We start from the raw sequence: 14,924 nt of genomic DNA, 5'->3' as shown, positions 1-14,924 counted from the left end.
GAATGGTTCCGGTGCTTTCCTACAACTACGGCGCGAGAAACAAAAAACGTATGACCGACACTATAAAAATCTCCGTAATTTACGCAATGATTCTGATGCTGATCGGCTTTGCTCTTATGCAGCTTGTGTTATTTGACAAGCAAAACACAAAAAAGTGACAAGCAAAATCAAAAAAAAGCAGTGAAATGTTTCAATGTGTTAAAACAATCACTGCTTTTTTGTATTTTTTAATACTGTTAAAACGGATAAAAAGAGCTATTATATAAGCTTTAAAATATCTGAAATATCACAATTTAAAACTAAACAAATAGCTTCTAAATGTGAAAATTTGAAACGCTCAGCTACATTATTGCATAAGTCAGAAATCGTTGAAGGACGAATATGCGTAGCTTCTGCAAGTTCAGCTTGAGTCATATGTCTAGATTCAAGCAGTTGTCTTAATTGAAGTTTTATCATCTTAACCTCCTGCGTTCTTTTTACAAATCCAATAACGTAATCCGTTATTTAAGCTCTAAAAAAAATACTAGAAATTTGTGATTACAACTTCTTTAAAACTACTGGAGCTGAGACTATTATTGCGTGATACAGCAAGTATATTACAGTCAGAATACAGGCTGCGTATGTATTCATCGTCGTTATAAGACAACACAAATCTGCCCTTGATACTATGTAAAATATCGCTCAGGTGCTGATGATCTGAATTGGTAAATTTAACATCATAGTGCCTTTCTGTTTTATGATACGGCGGATCACAGTAGAATAAAGCTTTATCTCGATCGTACACTTTGATAAGATCTTCAAAATCCTTGTTCTCGATAACCACTCCGTCAAGGCGTTTTTCAATATCTTCAAAGCTGTCTGTATTAAGACGCTTTCTATTGCAGCCAAAAGTACGCAGGCTTGCACCAAAGCCTGTCTTCACGAGTACATAAAACATAGCGGCACGCTGAATGTCTGTGAAACCAGATTCTTTTATATGCTCACGGCAGTCAAGGAACATCTCCCGGCTGTTTAAATAGTACCGTATTTCACGCTCAAGCTCTTGACGATGATATTTTAAACATCTGAAAAAATTGACGAGATTGCTGTTAGCGTCGTTGTAAACCTCCAGAGCGGCGTGCTTGTCTTTTGCAAAAAGCACCGATCCTCCGCCTCCGAAAACATCAATAAATCTGTCGTAATTTTTGTCCGGAGGAAACGCCTCGACTATCTTATTTTTCAGCTGGCTTTTACCGCCTATCCATGGTATTGGACTTTTCATTCTACATCTCTCCTTATATATAGTATAATAACAGCTCCGAGAGCAGTACCCCCGGAGCTGAATTATTTAATTGATAGACTTGAGGTGATCAGCAACTATAAAATAATGCTTGCGGTTGATTTTTACTTTGTACCAGATATGACCGTATGCAATGCATTTAAAATCCTTTTGCACTTGAATTTTAATGTTATCATCAAGCACTCCGATTATTGATCCTGCTTTGAAATTGCAGTCAGACCGATAGTTGATTCGGGTCGTTGTTATCATTGATATATATGTAATCTCCTCCGTCTTGACCTTATCCGTATCCATTATATCACTCCTCATATGTCGGATTTATTGATCCACCCGGTAACATACTGCCCAACAGGACTTTTGCCGCAGTTACTCTTCTTGTTTGTTATCCTCATACGCCCATTCACAACCGCTCCGTCGTACAGCCAGTATGTACCGCTTTTTTTCACGCCGGACTTTGCTGTCGCTGAAACATACAAGTTCGTATTTTTAAGTGTGACCTGTGTACCTTTCGTATATGTCTTTTTAGCCGCAGAAGTCTGTTTTTTATCTGTTGATGCGGATGAAGCCGCCGTCTTTTTGAAGCAGTTAAAACCGCCTTTCTTGATCATTGACGGATAGTCAACATAACAGTAATCCATGTCGACATTCCCGCTTATTCCGCTTATTTTTCCGGTGCTGCTGTACTGCCATATGCCGTAGCTGCCGCTGTAATTGCATTTACTTTTATATTCTGCGATCCAGAGCGCATAGCGTTTAGCCACATCGGCTGATATGTGTGTCTGCAAAGGCGAGCGGCTGATATAAAGTCCTGCGAAATATCCGGCTTCTTCGAGCGCATTGCAGAACGCTTTGACTATGCTGTCGCAAAACGATCTGCCTTTTGCAAACTGCTTCTGCTCTTCCAAGTCAAAGAAGATCGGCATTTCGAAAGTTTTACCCTTGATCGCAGCAAGACATGATTTTGCTTCCTGCTTCGCCGCTTCAACGCTATCCGCATAGCTGTACCAGTATGCTCCGGCTTTCAGTCCTGCCGCTTTAGCGTTTTTGTAGTATTCTTCAAAGCGCGGATCTTTTTGCTTAGGATATGCAAGAGAATTTCCGTAACCGGCGCGGATTATTACAAAATCCACACCCGCCGCCTTTACTTTTTTAAAGTCGATCTCACCCTGATAATATGATACGTCTATTCCTTTAGTTTTCATCGTTATTTTCCTCCTTGATATTTGTGTTTTTCTGATACTGCGTTCCGAAATAGAACGCGATAACAGTTGTAAAGATTGTCAAAAATTGTTCTGCTGATACAGACTGTTTTACTGCTAAAATGCAGAAAACAATCGTCAGCATAAGCGTTACGATTGACTTTACATTGATTAACTTAGCTAATTTCTGTTTCATTTGTACTTTCCTCGCTTTCTGTGCTTAATGCATTTGTTGAAGCCGTTGACGCAGCTTCTCCTTTACTCAAAACAAGCCAGTCGACGTAGTATGTGCCGGCCGGGAGTGTTGCGCTTGGAGATCCGCTTGCGTTCTGCCCCGCGCATATTACAGCGTATATCGAAGCGTTAGTCGCGCTTGTCTGGTTGTACATAAGCGTAAGACAATAGTTGAGGAACGGGCTGGGCGCGCCGGCACGTCTTAATGTCGCCACGATCCTTGTGTTGATAGTCGGAGTAAACGGAAGTGATAGTTTTGTATTAAGGAATGAACTCGAACTTGAGTTTGTTATCGTCTCCGTTCCGCTGATAAGCGATAGCGCATTTCCTATCGCCTCATTCACCTGTTCGCCTGAATAATTGAGATTGTAACTCATTTGATCTCTTCCTTTCATATTTTTGTATTGCAATTTCTTATATTTGTGCTATAATTTACTTAAAGTAAATTATTATTAAATTAAATTAAGGGGGACTTTCATATGAAAAAACTACTATCACTTACACTCGCTTTGTGCCTGTGCGCAGCCTTAGTTTCGTGCGGAAACAGCGACGAAAGCAGCAAAACCGCTGAGCTGGAAAAGCGTGTAGCCGAGCTTGAAAGTCAGCTTGAACAGTCTACAACGACTACAACAGCAGCTACAACTACAACTACGACTACTTCTTCTCAGACCACGACGACTACTACAACCGAAAAGACTACGACTACGACAACCACCACTGCGGCTACAACGACGCCGGAAACGACTACAACGACAGTTCAGACATTTGATACAAGCTATTATAAATATGAATCTTCACGATTCAAAGTTGCTAAGTATGATATAAGCCTATATGCCGCTCCTGACAAAAGTTCAGAAGCGCTTTATAATTCGACTGAGGGAGCCGTTCTTGAAATAGTCGGCGAAGTAAATAACGATTGGGAGGTTGCTTTAGTCGACGGAAATATTGTGTTTGTAGAAAAGTTTGCATTAGATGTTTCTACAACTACAACTATAATTAATACCATAACTGCTAAAAAACCAGAGCTATTGCTTTAGCTTTAAATGTTCAATTTGTCGCGAATCGAAGTATATCCACCACCAATTTTTACAAAAAAATCATTTGCATACACATTACCATTAGCCCCGTTGATTTGCACTGTAACCGTTCCGTTGCCATCACACACATTCACTATTTTGTTATTAGTAGTTACTTGAAAAACTAAATCGCCGCTGTAAGTTGAAATGTTACCCGAATTTGAGTCAATTTGAACTTTTAATTCATCGTTCCAATAGAAAAACAATCCACCAGCCTGACATACAATGTGCCCGCCTATCGTGCTGTTAGTTAATTCCCATTGTAAAGGGGATAACTCAATTGTCCATTCGTTATAACTAAGCTTAATTGCACTATCTAATTTTGACGAAGTTTCAATATTTATTTTTCCACCTGTAATCTCTGCATTGTTGGACTTAAGACTGTTTGCTGTAACATTACCCGAACTGTCGACTTTAAACTTGCCGTTGCCGCAGTTGATTGTTCCGTTAGTAATATTTGCAGACGTCATAGTCGTATTACCGTTCTTATCGACTTTAAACGCTCCGTTATCGATAGCGCACCCGACAAGTTTCAAAATATTATTCGCAAACGTCAGCGCACCGCCGCCGAAACTGAATGTTCCGTCCTCAAGATCTATCTTCGACCCGGTCTTGTTAGTTTCGGAATAATTTAAACTTTGAATCACAATCGCCGAAAGGATACCCGTCAGTATCTGCTCGGCGTTTATTCTGCCCTGAATATCGATCGCCGTGTTGATTTGACCGTGTATACCGTTCGTACCACCTGCAATGCCGTGATTGTTAATCAACAGAAATTCTTTTGCCTGCTCGATATCAAGATTATCACTGTAATATGTTGCAATTGGCTGATTATCTGCGTTGAATTTTGTGACAACATAGCCGCCCTCGTTGCCGACGATGTAGTCTATGCTCTCTTGAAATGCGGCTCTGAGCTTTTCTTCCGTTGCGTTCTGAGCGGCGGCAACGACTTTCTTTACTTTTCTCATCATCGGACTGTTGTCATTGCTTTTATTGTTGCTGTCCGGCGTTCCTGTCGCGGAAATGTTTGCACTCAGACCTCCGTCGTAGCTGTACGACATAGACATCAGCGGCACACGGTAGCTTGTGCCGTCAGCCTTGACTACCGTCACGACATCCAATATATCCAGCCGAGGATCACCTAATCTGTGGTATATGCTGAGAGGTCTGTACGGTTTCATAAGATAGTTACCAGCAGCTTTTGAAAGCAAGTTCTGCGTCATGTACGGATTTGTAAACGTCATGCATCTGCCCGGGGTCGCCGTTATGTTCAGCGTTTTGTTTTCATCGACTTTGCAGCTTATCTGCGATATTTTAATGTCGTTCTGATCCGTTTCAGGCTCATCGGCTCGTCCGGCTGTGACAGTGTAGTCGATATCCGTCCACGCTTTGTGTATAAGATGTCCCTCACGGTCTAGCATGGCGCATTTGCCGCCGTCCAGACTAGCGCAGTAGCCGAGCATTTCTCGGTAAGTACACTCTTCAAGCGGAGCGTCGATCTTTATCGGGGCGGAATCTCTGACGTATATCTCCTGACCGTCTGCCGTCAATATAGGTTCTCCGTCCTCATCGCAGAGCTGGGAATAATCATACCTCGGGGGAAGTATTCCAAGCTTGTTGCATATCTCCAGCTCTACATCGTCGGTAATTGCCGGAAAGCTTAACGACGACGTATATGTATCGTCAGATTTGTAAAAGCCGTCATGAGCTTCAACAGTCCATTTTTCACCGTTCTGCTTGCATGACGTCACTTTGTATCGCCAGAAAGGTATTAATTTCTCCTCCAACTCGCTGAATAAATTTACAGCGTAAAAATACAGCACAAACGTCTTGCCGCTTATATCCGCCGTAAGTCCTGTAACCTCAGCCGTTATGCTCTGTGAAACAGTGTCTCCGGCAATAATGTCTTTGTTTGCAGTGCTTGCCTGCGTCGTAATCTTTGCGATCCCGTCCGACAGCTCCGTTCCGTCCGCAAACTCCATTACCGCGCGGAAGGTTCTGCTGTCGGACATTATATAGTCCGCAACCTCCTGTGAAACGACCTGATACATTGTGCACCTCCTAGACCTCAACAACGCTGACAGTCATACCTGTAACGTTGCCTTCATTATCTTTGTATGTGTGAATTGACGACGACGGCAGCGTAGAATAGCAATGCAGCGTTCTGCGCTGACCCGTATCGTCTGTAAAAGTGATATAAAAGAACGGCTTGCCAAGCTGGGTAAACGCTGAGCGTATCAGCGAAACCTCCGCGTAAGTAAGCGTGTCCCATGATATTGAAAGCGTACCCTTTACCGCTCTGACGTCGCCGACAAAATTACAGTTGCCGGATCGTCCGGCGTTTTCGCTCCAAATCGCTTCAGGCGTGTATGATATGCCGTCCTGAGCCGGCGGAGGAAGCGTTACCCCGTCAACTATTATGTTGTTGTCCATTATATCCCCTCCTTAGATTTTGATCGGACATTCGCCGCTGCTTGACGTCATGTCGTTAATGTCGTCTATAAGCACCTCGGCAAGCTCCTTGCCTTTAATAACAAGCTTGAGTACAACAGGCTGCTTTGCACCTGCTCTGTTTTCACCCATCGCTTCACGCACCGCCTGCTTGATTGTCGACAAAGGAGAAACAACCTCGGTTTCGCGCTTGTTATCGCCCAGTACAGCCAGAAACTCACCGTAATTGGCTGGCACGACCGTTCCGGCTGCTAATTTAGGTATCTGAGGTATATTAATATCTGACAAACCGCCGAACGGCTGCCAGTCAAGTATTTCAATATCCCGTATCCAGCCGATTGCGGCATTAATAGCTTCAAACGGCTTAGCGATAACCCAGTTGATACCGTCGATCAGCCCGTTTACAACGGTGAAAAACGTTTCCGAGATACCCTCTTTTATGCCGCTGAATATTTCTCCGCCTTTGCTGAATACGTTCTTAACTCCTTTCCAAGCTTTTGTGAAGATGTTTTTAAACCAGTCCGCAACGGAAGCGAACGGCTTTTTGATCGCTTCCCAAACGCTGCCGAAAAATTCACAGACAGCAGAAAAAGCTGATTTTATGTTATCCCATGCTGTAGTGAAAACCCCGCTGAACCAGCTTGCAACTGAATAAAACACGTTGCATATTCCGTCCCATATGCCTGTAAAAAAGTCTACTACCGTGCTCCATGCGTTTTTTATGCCTTCCCACGCTTTAGTAAAGAGATTCTTAAACCATTCGCCAACAGCGGCAAAAACATTCTTTATACCTTCCCAAAGATCGCTGAAAAATTTTACTACAGTATCAAAGATACCTACGCACCAATCAAAAAAGCTGTACATAGTTTCTTTTATACATTCCCACATATCAATTGCAAATTGCTTAACAGTATCCCAGTTTTTGTACAATGCAACGCCAATTGCAATAAGCGCGCCAATTGCCAGAACGACCAATCCGATTGGTGAGGTTAAAAAATTAATTGCTGCAGCGAATGCTGTTGTGACTGCTGTTGCTATTGTACATACAGCATTCCATGCGACAGTAGCTGCAGTCATTATACCTTGTGCCGTTGCATTTGCCAGTTTAGCAGCCTTGCTTGCAATCCAAGCAGCTGTTTCTTTTGCTAAATTTGCAATAGTTGTTCCTATTGCAACGACAAAATCTTTTACATATAGAGCGATTATTTTTAGTGATTCAATTTTATCTGCTATTTTTGCAGTAGTAACTGCTGCAATTGCAGATTTTAACTTATTCATTATACCAATCAAACCACCTGCATTAATTATCCATTCCGCTATCGTTGTAATCTCCCAAACTGCAAAAAACGCTGCCACTATGCCAGTGATTACTTGAAAAGCTGTTTGATTTTCTGAAATCCATGTTCCGATATCTGAAAGCACAGATGTTAGTTTTTCAAGAACAGATACTATGACTCCGCCTGTCCATTCCGCAACAGGTTTTAAAAAATTATCAAACAGCCATGATATTTGCGGCTGTACCGCATCAATTGCCGAATTTAATAAACTAACAGCACTACTTAATAGGTTAAAAAATACGGGTAAAACATCCTCAATCGTCCAGCTTGCTAACGGCAGCAGAACGTTGTCAAGAAACCATCCAAGACCTTCGCCAACGTTGTCTGCAAACGGTTCTAACGCTTGCAGAAGCGTATCAAAAGAGGAAAGCAAAGGTTCAAAATCAATTGTACCTGCCCAATCTGATATCCTGTCTGTTATGTTTTCAACATGACGTAAGATCGTATCGAAAATATCAGCAGAGTGCTGAATAATATCCGTGCCAAGATTGTCCGTCGTCCATGCTGTCTTCAGTCTGTCAGCAATATTGCCGACAGTAGTAAATATGTTTCTGAATATTTCCAGAATGTGACCGACGATTTTTTCGCCTGTACCGTTTGTCCAAACTGTTTTGAATGAATCGCCTATTTCGCCAAGCAGACTTAAAATATTGTCAAAAGCGTTTTTTGCAGAATCGGTTACGGATTTTCCATGTGTGCTCCAGGCGCTTTTGAGCGGTTTAAACAGCTCTGAAAAGCTCTTTTTAACTCCGTTAAAAAAGTTTGCAAGCTTTTTTTCTGCTGCGGATGTATCTACTTCCGCAACTGCGGTTATTTTGCCTCCCGACAAGCTGCCTGATGATGAAACCGTTCCAGCAGCCGACGAACTTTTGCTGTCTCCAAGCTTATTTATCTTGTCGAATGAAGCTAACGAATTTTCATTAGCGTTAGCGGCTTCTTCCGCCGCCGCTGCCATATCCTCGTAATTTGATGCTGCATCGGAAGTTCCATCGCTGAGCGCTTCTCCGGATGAAACAACGTCTGTCGTTATTCCGAGAACATTTGCCGCAGTTTTTGCAAGCGCAGTTATATTTGTCAGCGCCGTGTTTAAGTAAACAACAACAGGCTGCAATACAACTTTCAGCAAGCTGCCGACTGCGACTTTCAGCTCGTTAAAATTAAAAGCAAGCCTTGAAAGCTGACCTGAAAAGCTGTTTGCAACCTTTGCCGCGTCACCGGTCTGAAAACGCGTTTCAGTCATTATGCCGTTGACTTCTGCTTGTATCTTCTGCTGCTGAGTAAGCTTTGCAGAAGTAGTACCGATAGATTTTGCATAATCGTCCCACATCTTAGCGACGTTTTTAGTTACGCCTGCATTATCCACCAGAATCGAATTTTCATTTTTCAGACCTTCTGTCGCAGTCTGAACCGCTTCACCCATGCTGTATGAAGCTTGTCTGCCATAAGCTGATGAGTCTTTAAGTGCAGTCAAAACCTGTTGTATCTGACTGTCATCATAGCCGCGTGAAGCAAGATTTTTGTATGCTGTTACGGCGTTCTGTAGTGGTATAAGTCCATCTGAAACATAATCCTGTATCCAAGATTTGGCGTTAGAAAAGCTACGTCCTTGACCGTCCATAATGCTTTGCAGACCTTGCCAAGCGTTTGATGTCTGATTAGCAGCCGTTACGGACGCTTTGCCGAACGCAACGATCTGAGAAACTGAAAATGCAACGCCTATCGCCGCTCCAAGCTTTACTACAGTATTTTTCAAGCTTGTCAGCTGACCGCTCAGACTGCTTACACCCTTGCTAAAACCTTTTGTGTCTATTTTCGTGTCAAAATTAAGCCGTCCGTCTACAGCCATTACACCACCTCCTTTTTGCTAAGAATAACTATAATAGTGAATTTACAAAATCAATTTCAGCCTGTTCTTCAGAACTAAGTTTGTGCTTTATATCAATCAGCTCTCTATGTTCACGGTAAATTGACTGTTCATATTTATCTAATGTCTTGCCTTTAGCTTTTTTATTACGTATTGACAAAACTGTAGACAGAAGTCCTTCGCCGGTTTCACTGAAATATCCGAGAAAAGTCCACCAGTGCAAATACGGCACTGATCTGACTTCAAAACCTGCGACCCGATTTACTGCCGGGAAAATGATTTTTTCATCTTGTTCCCAGTCAATTATTTTTGAATGCGCCGATTTTTTCGGCAGATCGCCGCCGTCTAAAAACCAGATCGCACGTTCAAGAGCGGTCGCATAATCATTGCACTGGAGCATATCAAAATCAGTATATAAACAGTTCAGACACGTCATATGCTTTTCTTCAACGTTAAGCTCCGGATCGTCATATGCCTGAAAAATCAGCAAAGCGATACGATAGTCTGTATTTATTCTATAGCTTAAACCGTTTACTTCAAGAGTCTCAGGAAGCTGTCCGATCATCTCAGCATACCTTGATTGTTTTTCAGATAATCCATAAACGCTATCTGCTCAGGCGTAAGCTCAGAAAGATCTATCTTATTCTGTGCTGTCTTTCCAGCTGACGGCGTATTTGTCTGTACGCTGATTTTCTTAGCCTCATCAGTATATTTGCGTATTTTCGTTTTTGATTTCTCTGCTTCGATCTCGGCTTCCTGTTTTATGTATGCAAAAACAGCATTCATGAAGTTTATGAAAACCGGCTGACCGCCCGCCGGCGAAAGACAACTGTCAGAACAAAATACTATAGACGAGATGTCATAGCCAAAGATGTCATTTATGAGTTCTCGCATGGCACTGTCAAGCTTATCCGCCGTTTCAGCCACTTTTTTATATTTTGAAAAATCGCTGTCGTTTTCATTGAGATTTTGCAGATCAGTAATGCTGTTCAGGTCGATATCTCCGTACTTTTCTTGTATTCGTTTTGACGATTCGTCAAAATTTGCAAGGCGATTCAAAAACTTAGCATCAGTCGGATTTAAACGTATAACTCTTTCCGGATCACCATTTATCTCAATTTCTTTGTAGCCGTCGTCAAACGACAGCGCAATTCTTTCTGCCATAAAATCATCTCCTTATATTATTAAAACACAAGGCGGATCAACCGCCTTGTGTTAGCCTTCTGCGTCTGCAGTGAATGTCGGTACTTTATTTGCAATCGTTACCGTACCCTTGATGCGATTTCCGCATGGAGTGACGGTAAAAGGAATATTTACGCCGCCCTGAGGTCCGCCATAGGACTGGGGTTTAACGATCACGTCCTCTGTCCACGCGTCGTATGCTCCGCTGGTCTTGTCGATTAAAATTTCAAGAAGCGTTGTCTTACATTCATCGCCGGTCAGGCGATTCATTGCAATATCTTTGATCTTTGTATAAATACTGTCGCCGACGTTTGCGTAGTATGTTTCTACTGACAGCGACGGCTCATAGCCTTCGTCGTTTACAGACGTTTCATCAAGTATGTTTTTAACTGTAGATGTCGACGGATTAAGCTCCATCGACATATCTTCGATATCCTTACCGATAGTGAACCAGCTTGGCGTTTCACCGCCGAAAGTGCTGTCTATGCAGTGTATTAAATGACTGCGCTTTAGTTTTGTGATTGTCTCTGACATTAAAATCCCTCTCTTTCAAAAATCAAATGAATTTGTATCTGATAGACTCCCCGATCTCCGTCGTCGTCCAAATACAGCAATATGCCGTTATCCGCTGAAATCTTTATAGGCGTAAATCCGCTGCAAAGTTCAGGGTAGTTTCTGTTAGCATTCTGAACCTCGATCCAAAAGATGAAATCTTCGGTAAACGCTGACGCATTGAGCCGCGATAAATCATCAGATGTATACTCTCTGCTCTGGAGCAAAGCATTGTGCTGCCATATCTGATTGCCGCATACGTCCTCACTGAGCTTTACAAGTCCGGATGTTTGTATACTGTAATTAACAGGCTCGGGCTCGGTCTGATCATAATGCAGATCAATATCCGCAATATTCGGATACTGCTGCACAAAGTTCTTCATAGCCTCCAACAAACTTTTATTTTGCTCCGGCAATTCGTTTCACTCCTTTTATTATTCCGGGTAAATGATCCGGTTTCATGCGTTCAAACCAAAGCCGACCGCGCTTGCCCCCACGATTAAGACCTTCGCTTCCCATACCTCTGTTGTTATAATAATTTTTACGGGCGTAGGGCGTATTGTAATGCACCACGCCTGACCCTATCACTGTTGATGTTCTTCCGGATTCTTTAAGTTTGCCCGTTTGAAACGGCACATAGCCGTCGCAGCAGCGCAGCACTTCGCTGTCAATGTATTTCTGAACCTTGCCGCCTTTTTGCAAACCACGCCTCATAAGCAGTTCTCTTTCCGGAGCGACCTTTAGAGTGAGCTTAACGCTGTTTTTACTCATTTTGCCGTCACCTCCGTGTGCTGCATATGCTCGCTGCCGTAGTCTTTTCGTGAAACTGTGCTGACCTTTAGAGGCTTTACTGCTTTAAGCAGATCGGTTATTGAATCAGTCACTTCAAAATCAATACTGCCTTTCGCAATGTAATCAGATTTGTCAACCTCGGCTGACAGCGGCAAATGTATTTTTGCCGTATCAACGTCGGTCTTGCCCGTCTTTGCAATGTTCTCCGCCTCGGTATCCTGCCACCAGCACGGATAATGCAGCGTAACAAATGCACCGTCAGGCTGCTTGTGCCAGACGGTGCATACTGCATTGTATCTCATTATATCCACCCCACAGAATTGAGATTAAGGTATCTGGAGGCGGTCTTGAGCAGCTCATCGGCGACAGAAGTCTGAGTCTGAGCATAACTTACCGAATAATCTCCGACTTTTTCTGAGATTACCTGCTTTTCCGGCTGTGCGGAGTACATAATCTCCGCACAAGCACAGCAGGCTTTGGAAAGACTGATCTCGTCTGTCTCGGCAAAGCTCAGGCTGTCAAGATATTCCGACGCCCGCTCCGCAAAGTAAGGGTACTCTGCTTTGTGGATCTTATTACCGTAAAATTCGGTAGTGTAAAACGTGTAGTCGGCATAAGCCATAGCCTACACCTCCGTTTCGTCTTCGTTGTCCATATCATCTCCCGAAGCGACGATCGCCTGAATGATCGCATTCTTTTTCGCCGCCGAGCCAATGTCAATGCCGTTGTCCTTGGCATATTTCCTGAGCTGTGTAACGGTCATTTTATCAAAGCTGATATCGCCGTTTTCGTCGGCGAGATGCTCGACCGGGAAAGTAAGTCCTACTGTTTTTGCCATAACTAACACCTCCTATGCCCTATGCCTTGTGGTGCAGATAAATTCCTGCTGCTTTGTTTTCGTAAACGTCCGCAAGCCCATATGCGCGGAAGAAAAACAGCCAACTATCATCGTTCTGGTTCTCTTCAGGTGAGATAACCTTATTGACGGTGTGTTTAGGATACTGAATAACTGCAGATTTCTGAACAATCATAAAGTTGATGTCCTTGCCAGTTGTCGCTTTAGCATAACCGCCTGCCTCTTCTCCTTCGGTCGTGCCGTCCTTAAGGTCGATAGCGGTGTAAAATCTGCTCTGCGGTACTTTGACGATCTTTGCAAAGCCATCAAGCACAGCCTTGGACTTAGTGGTATCAACATTGATAGCAAGGTTATACAAAGTAGGTGTAATGAAAAGGTAGCGGTTTTCCTGAGATACTTCGTCCTCGTCCATTTTATTCTGTGCTGCTACAAGAGCGGCAAGCACATCATTGCCGGAAGCGAGCGTTGCTCCTGCCTCTATCTTTGAAATGCCTGTTGTACCTGCATATGTTGCAAATCTGAATGCGTCCTGCTCAGGTACTGATTTGGTGCGGATAAACTCGCTTGAAAGTCTGCCGAACGCAAGTCCTGCGGTTTCTTCATTGTCCATATTGTCAACACTGAACTTACGACCTCTGTCATAATTGAATGTGACTGTTTCATTTGTAAGCGTTACGTCACCTTTAACATATCCGCTGTTGCGTGAGTAGTCTGCAAGACCGTCCATTGACATCTTAGGTATAATTATCTCATTAGCGTTTGCGCCTGCCTTGACAAGGCTCTGATCGCTGTCAAGGTCAGCTGTGAGTGAAACCTGCTTATACACTTCGTCAAGCAGTGCGATATAGGTTTTGAATTTTGCAATTGCGTTTGCCATAGTGTTTTACCTCCGTAAAATTACTTAGTCGCAGGCAGACCCATAACGGCTCTTGCCTGTGCGTCTGATATCGTTTCAGTTGCAGATCCATGATCAAGCCCAGTGTCGATCCTTGCTCCGGTATCGGCTGACTGATCGGTATCAAACAAAAATGCCTTGTCTGCCTTAAGCTTATCAAGCTGCTCTGTAAGACCTGTAAGCTTGCCGTCGCCGTCAAGCTTAAGGAGCGATGAGTCGATCTGAGACTTGACGATGCCAACGTCTCTTGCCTTTGCTCCTATGAGAGACAACTCCAGAGCCTTGTCAAGCTTCAGCGCGGCGATATCTGCGTTGTACTTATTCTCCCAGTCGGACGCTGCTTTCTTAAGTCCCTCGACGTCCTCACCGTCAAATGCCTTGACCTTATCGGTAAGCTCTGTGATTGTGCCTTTTGCCGTTTCTAACTCTGCGTTAAGGTCTGTGTACTTCTGCTGTTGGGCGGTCAGCTCCGCTGTGTGCTGTTCAAGCACCTTGTCTGCCAGCCCGTCTGTAAGACCGAGCTTTATAAGTTCGTCTTTTGTCATGATTTCTACCTCCTGAAAAATTTTGAGTATAATAAAAACGCCGTTTAAATGGCGTTTTATTACTGTAAAATTAGTGTTTAATTAATTGTGTCCTTGTACTTCTTTATGTCTTTTTTGCATTTTAGCTCAAATATACCAAGAGCAAATTTAAGTGCTAAAAGCGTCCATGCCGCTATATAACAGCCTTTTGGGATCTGCCCGGTATCAAGAGCATAGAGCAATATAATTGTTGATGCCATGTTAACCTCCTAACTTAACAAGCTCTATTGACAAGCTGTTTTTTACAAAATGCGATTTCATCGACCTGAACGATGACCAGAACGGATAATAACAGTAATATGTTGCTTGTTCCTCGATCTTTTTTTGAAACGATTTTCGTTCTTTTTTCAGTTTTTTGCGTTCAGCTGCAGTAAGCAATGAGCGTTTGTGCTGTTGATAAAACCGTCTGCGTATATCAGTATCTTTTTCTGCTGCAGATAAATCAACTTTTCCGTCAACATATACCAAGATCACACATTTCAAATTTTTTTCAGGCATAACCATCAATGTAATGTTATATCCGTCTATTTTAAGCTCAGCCTTGTCGCCAGGAAAGCACAGTTTCTGCTCCACTTCCAGCCAGTCTTCCTTTGTCATAAAAATACCTCCTTTTTGCAAAATTA

General features: G+C 43.0%; 22 protein-coding genes. 1 reads left to right on the top strand and 21 read right to left on the bottom strand.

The window, feature by feature from the left end:
• Window positions 1-258: 258 nt before the first annotated feature.
• The 6 genes from EIH25_RS06055 to EIH25_RS06030 all read right to left on the bottom strand — a co-directional run bounded on the left by EIH25_RS06055 (window position 259) and on the right by EIH25_RS06030 (window position 3,089).
• Entirely contained in the window at window positions 259-456 is a 198-nt protein-coding gene (locus EIH25_RS06055; protein WP_124099583.1) for a helix-turn-helix transcriptional regulator, read from the bottom strand.
• 67 nt (window positions 457-523) lie between these two features.
• Entirely contained in the window at window positions 524-1,261 is a 738-nt protein-coding gene (locus EIH25_RS06050) for a DNA adenine methylase (protein ID WP_124099581.1), read from the bottom strand.
• 66 nt (window positions 1,262-1,327) lie between these two features.
• The gene (locus EIH25_RS06045) at window positions 1,328-1,573 is read right to left on the bottom strand and encodes a hypothetical protein (RefSeq protein ID WP_124099579.1); all 246 of its coding nucleotides are present in this window, start codon (window positions 1,571-1,573) and stop codon (window positions 1,328-1,330) included.
• An 11-nt stretch (window positions 1,574-1,584) separates the two neighbouring features.
• Window positions 1,585-2,481: a glycoside hydrolase family 25 protein gene (locus EIH25_RS06040; RefSeq protein WP_124099576.1), complete on the bottom strand. Its 897-nt coding sequence runs from the start codon at window positions 2,479-2,481 to the stop codon at window positions 1,585-1,587.
• Window positions 2,471-2,674 (bottom strand): hypothetical protein, encoded by a 204-nt coding sequence (locus EIH25_RS06035; protein WP_124099573.1) that lies wholly within the window; start codon window positions 2,672-2,674, stop codon window positions 2,471-2,473. Before EIH25_RS06035 ends, EIH25_RS06040 begins: the two co-directional genes overlap by 11 nt.
• Complete coding sequence (locus tag EIH25_RS06030; RefSeq protein ID WP_124099570.1) at window positions 2,655-3,089, bottom strand: hypothetical protein; 435 nt, start codon at window positions 3,087-3,089, stop codon at window positions 2,655-2,657. Before EIH25_RS06030 ends, EIH25_RS06035 begins: the two co-directional genes overlap by 20 nt.
• A 102-nt stretch (window positions 3,090-3,191) precedes the next feature.
• Here EIH25_RS06030 and EIH25_RS06025 point away from each other — a divergent pair, with 102 nt between their 5' ends.
• Window positions 3,192-3,749, top strand: a complete 558-nt coding sequence (locus tag EIH25_RS06025; RefSeq protein WP_124099568.1) for a hypothetical protein — start codon at window positions 3,192-3,194, stop codon at window positions 3,747-3,749.
• Between the two features lie 2 nt (window positions 3,750-3,751).
• On the opposite strand, the gene EIH25_RS06020 is transcribed toward EIH25_RS06025, so the two are convergent.
• The 15 genes from EIH25_RS06020 to EIH25_RS05955 all read right to left on the bottom strand — a co-directional run bounded on the left by EIH25_RS06020 (window position 3,752) and on the right by EIH25_RS05955 (window position 14,898).
• Entirely contained in the window at window positions 3,752-5,839 is a 2,088-nt protein-coding gene (locus tag EIH25_RS06020; RefSeq protein ID WP_124099566.1) for a hypothetical protein, read from the bottom strand.
• A gap of 10 nt (window positions 5,840-5,849) precedes the next feature.
• Window positions 5,850-6,221, bottom strand: coding sequence for a hypothetical protein (locus EIH25_RS06015; RefSeq protein WP_124099564.1), 372 nt, complete (start codon window positions 6,219-6,221; stop codon window positions 5,850-5,852).
• A 12-nt stretch (window positions 6,222-6,233) separates the two neighbouring features.
• A complete protein-coding gene (locus EIH25_RS06010; RefSeq protein ID WP_124099562.1) occupies window positions 6,234-9,422 on the bottom strand; it encodes a hypothetical protein in 3,189 nt (1,062 codons plus the stop codon).
• Between the two features lie 28 nt (window positions 9,423-9,450).
• The gene (locus EIH25_RS06005; protein ID WP_124099560.1) at window positions 9,451-10,005 is read right to left on the bottom strand and encodes a Gp15 family bacteriophage protein; all 555 of its coding nucleotides are present in this window, start codon (window positions 10,003-10,005) and stop codon (window positions 9,451-9,453) included.
• The gene (locus EIH25_RS06000; protein ID WP_124099558.1) at window positions 10,002-10,604 is read right to left on the bottom strand and encodes a hypothetical protein; all 603 of its coding nucleotides are present in this window, start codon (window positions 10,602-10,604) and stop codon (window positions 10,002-10,004) included. Before EIH25_RS06000 ends, EIH25_RS06005 begins: the two co-directional genes overlap by 4 nt.
• 51 nt (window positions 10,605-10,655) lie before the next feature.
• Complete coding sequence (locus tag EIH25_RS05995) at window positions 10,656-11,156, bottom strand: hypothetical protein (RefSeq protein ID WP_124099556.1); 501 nt, start codon at window positions 11,154-11,156, stop codon at window positions 10,656-10,658.
• Window positions 11,156-11,557 (bottom strand): hypothetical protein, encoded by a 402-nt coding sequence (locus EIH25_RS05990; protein WP_206425687.1) that lies wholly within the window; start codon window positions 11,555-11,557, stop codon window positions 11,156-11,158. Before EIH25_RS05990 ends, EIH25_RS05995 begins: the two co-directional genes overlap by 1 nt.
• 16 nt (window positions 11,558-11,573) lie before the next feature.
• Window positions 11,574-11,945: a minor capsid protein gene (locus EIH25_RS05985; protein WP_124099552.1), complete on the bottom strand. Its 372-nt coding sequence runs from the start codon at window positions 11,943-11,945 to the stop codon at window positions 11,574-11,576.
• Window positions 11,942-12,268, bottom strand: a complete 327-nt coding sequence (locus EIH25_RS05980) for a DUF6751 family protein (RefSeq protein WP_124099550.1) — start codon at window positions 12,266-12,268, stop codon at window positions 11,942-11,944. Before EIH25_RS05980 ends, EIH25_RS05985 begins: the two co-directional genes overlap by 4 nt.
• Window positions 12,268-12,588, bottom strand: a complete 321-nt coding sequence (locus EIH25_RS05975) for a hypothetical protein (protein ID WP_124099548.1) — start codon at window positions 12,586-12,588, stop codon at window positions 12,268-12,270. Before EIH25_RS05975 ends, EIH25_RS05980 begins: the two co-directional genes overlap by 1 nt.
• Before the next feature lie 3 nt (window positions 12,589-12,591).
• Window positions 12,592-12,804, bottom strand: a complete 213-nt coding sequence (locus EIH25_RS05970; protein WP_124099546.1) for a Rho termination factor N-terminal domain-containing protein — start codon at window positions 12,802-12,804, stop codon at window positions 12,592-12,594.
• A 19-nt stretch (window positions 12,805-12,823) separates the two neighbouring features.
• On the bottom strand, window positions 12,824-13,699 hold the full coding sequence (locus EIH25_RS05965) for a hypothetical protein (RefSeq protein WP_124099544.1): 876 nt from the start codon (window positions 13,697-13,699) through the stop codon (window positions 12,824-12,826).
• 20 nt (window positions 13,700-13,719) lie between these two features.
• Complete coding sequence (locus EIH25_RS05960; RefSeq protein ID WP_124099542.1) at window positions 13,720-14,262, bottom strand: phage scaffolding protein; 543 nt, start codon at window positions 14,260-14,262, stop codon at window positions 13,720-13,722.
• A 77-nt stretch (window positions 14,263-14,339) separates the two neighbouring features.
• The gene (locus tag EIH25_RS12410) at window positions 14,340-14,501 is read right to left on the bottom strand and encodes a hypothetical protein (RefSeq protein ID WP_164489172.1); all 162 of its coding nucleotides are present in this window, start codon (window positions 14,499-14,501) and stop codon (window positions 14,340-14,342) included.
• 1 nt (window position 14,502) lies between these two features.
• Window positions 14,503-14,898, bottom strand: a complete 396-nt coding sequence (locus EIH25_RS05955) for a hypothetical protein (protein ID WP_124099539.1) — start codon at window positions 14,896-14,898, stop codon at window positions 14,503-14,505.
• Window positions 14,899-14,924 lie beyond the last annotated feature (26 nt).

Source organism: Ruminococcus sp. Marseille-P6503, assembly GCF_900604945.1.
GTDB lineage: Bacteria > Bacillota > Clostridia > Oscillospirales > Ruminococcaceae > FB2012.
This window is presented reverse-complemented; position numbering and strand designations above follow the sequence as displayed.

Excerpts from the sequence above, each read along its gene's own strand:
- EIH25_RS06055 (WP_124099583.1), bottom strand. The coding sequence starts at position 456 with ATGATAAAACTTCAATTAAGACAACTGCTTGAATCTAGACATATGACT.
- EIH25_RS06050 (WP_124099581.1), bottom strand. The coding sequence starts at position 1,261 with ATGAAAAGTCCAATACCATGGATAGGCGGTAAAAGCCAGCTGAAAAAT.
- EIH25_RS06045 (WP_124099579.1), bottom strand. The coding sequence starts at position 1,573 with ATGGATACGGATAAGGTCAAGACGGAGGAGATTACATATATATCAATG.
- EIH25_RS06040 (WP_124099576.1), bottom strand. The coding sequence starts at position 2,481 with ATGAAAACTAAAGGAATAGACGTATCATATTATCAGGGTGAGATCGAC.
- EIH25_RS06035 (WP_124099573.1), bottom strand. The coding sequence starts at position 2,674 with ATGAAACAGAAATTAGCTAAGTTAATCAATGTAAAGTCAATCGTAACG.
- EIH25_RS06030 (WP_124099570.1), bottom strand. The coding sequence starts at position 3,089 with ATGAGTTACAATCTCAATTATTCAGGCGAACAGGTGAATGAGGCGATA.
- EIH25_RS06025 (WP_124099568.1), top strand. The coding sequence starts at position 3,192 with ATGAAAAAACTACTATCACTTACACTCGCTTTGTGCCTGTGCGCAGCC.
- EIH25_RS06020 (WP_124099566.1), bottom strand. The coding sequence starts at position 5,839 with ATGTATCAGGTCGTTTCACAGGAGGTTGCGGACTATATAATGTCCGAC.
- EIH25_RS06015 (WP_124099564.1), bottom strand. The coding sequence starts at position 6,221 with ATGGACAACAACATAATAGTTGACGGGGTAACGCTTCCTCCGCCGGCT.
- EIH25_RS06010 (WP_124099562.1), bottom strand. The coding sequence starts at position 9,422 with ATGGCTGTAGACGGACGGCTTAATTTTGACACGAAAATAGACACAAAA.
- EIH25_RS06005 (WP_124099560.1), bottom strand. The coding sequence starts at position 10,005 with ATGATCGGACAGCTTCCTGAGACTCTTGAAGTAAACGGTTTAAGCTAT.
- EIH25_RS06000 (WP_124099558.1), bottom strand. The coding sequence starts at position 10,604 with ATGGCAGAAAGAATTGCGCTGTCGTTTGACGACGGCTACAAAGAAATT.
- EIH25_RS05995 (WP_124099556.1), bottom strand. The coding sequence starts at position 11,156 with ATGTCAGAGACAATCACAAAACTAAAGCGCAGTCATTTAATACACTGC.
- EIH25_RS05990 (WP_206425687.1), bottom strand. The coding sequence starts at position 11,557 with ATGAAGAACTTTGTGCAGCAGTATCCGAATATTGCGGATATTGATCTG.
- EIH25_RS05985 (WP_124099552.1), bottom strand. The coding sequence starts at position 11,945 with ATGAGTAAAAACAGCGTTAAGCTCACTCTAAAGGTCGCTCCGGAAAGA.
- EIH25_RS05980 (WP_124099550.1), bottom strand. The coding sequence starts at position 12,268 with ATGAGATACAATGCAGTATGCACCGTCTGGCACAAGCAGCCTGACGGT.
- EIH25_RS05975 (WP_124099548.1), bottom strand. The coding sequence starts at position 12,588 with ATGGCTTATGCCGACTACACGTTTTACACTACCGAATTTTACGGTAAT.
- EIH25_RS05970 (WP_124099546.1), bottom strand. The coding sequence starts at position 12,804 with ATGGCAAAAACAGTAGGACTTACTTTCCCGGTCGAGCATCTCGCCGAC.
- EIH25_RS05965 (WP_124099544.1), bottom strand. The coding sequence starts at position 13,699 with ATGGCAAACGCAATTGCAAAATTCAAAACCTATATCGCACTGCTTGAC.
- EIH25_RS05960 (WP_124099542.1), bottom strand. The coding sequence starts at position 14,262 with ATGACAAAAGACGAACTTATAAAGCTCGGTCTTACAGACGGGCTGGCA.
- EIH25_RS12410 (WP_164489172.1), bottom strand. The coding sequence starts at position 14,501 with ATGGCATCAACAATTATATTGCTCTATGCTCTTGATACCGGGCAGATC.
- EIH25_RS05955 (WP_124099539.1), bottom strand. The coding sequence starts at position 14,898 with ATGACAAAGGAAGACTGGCTGGAAGTGGAGCAGAAACTGTGCTTTCCT.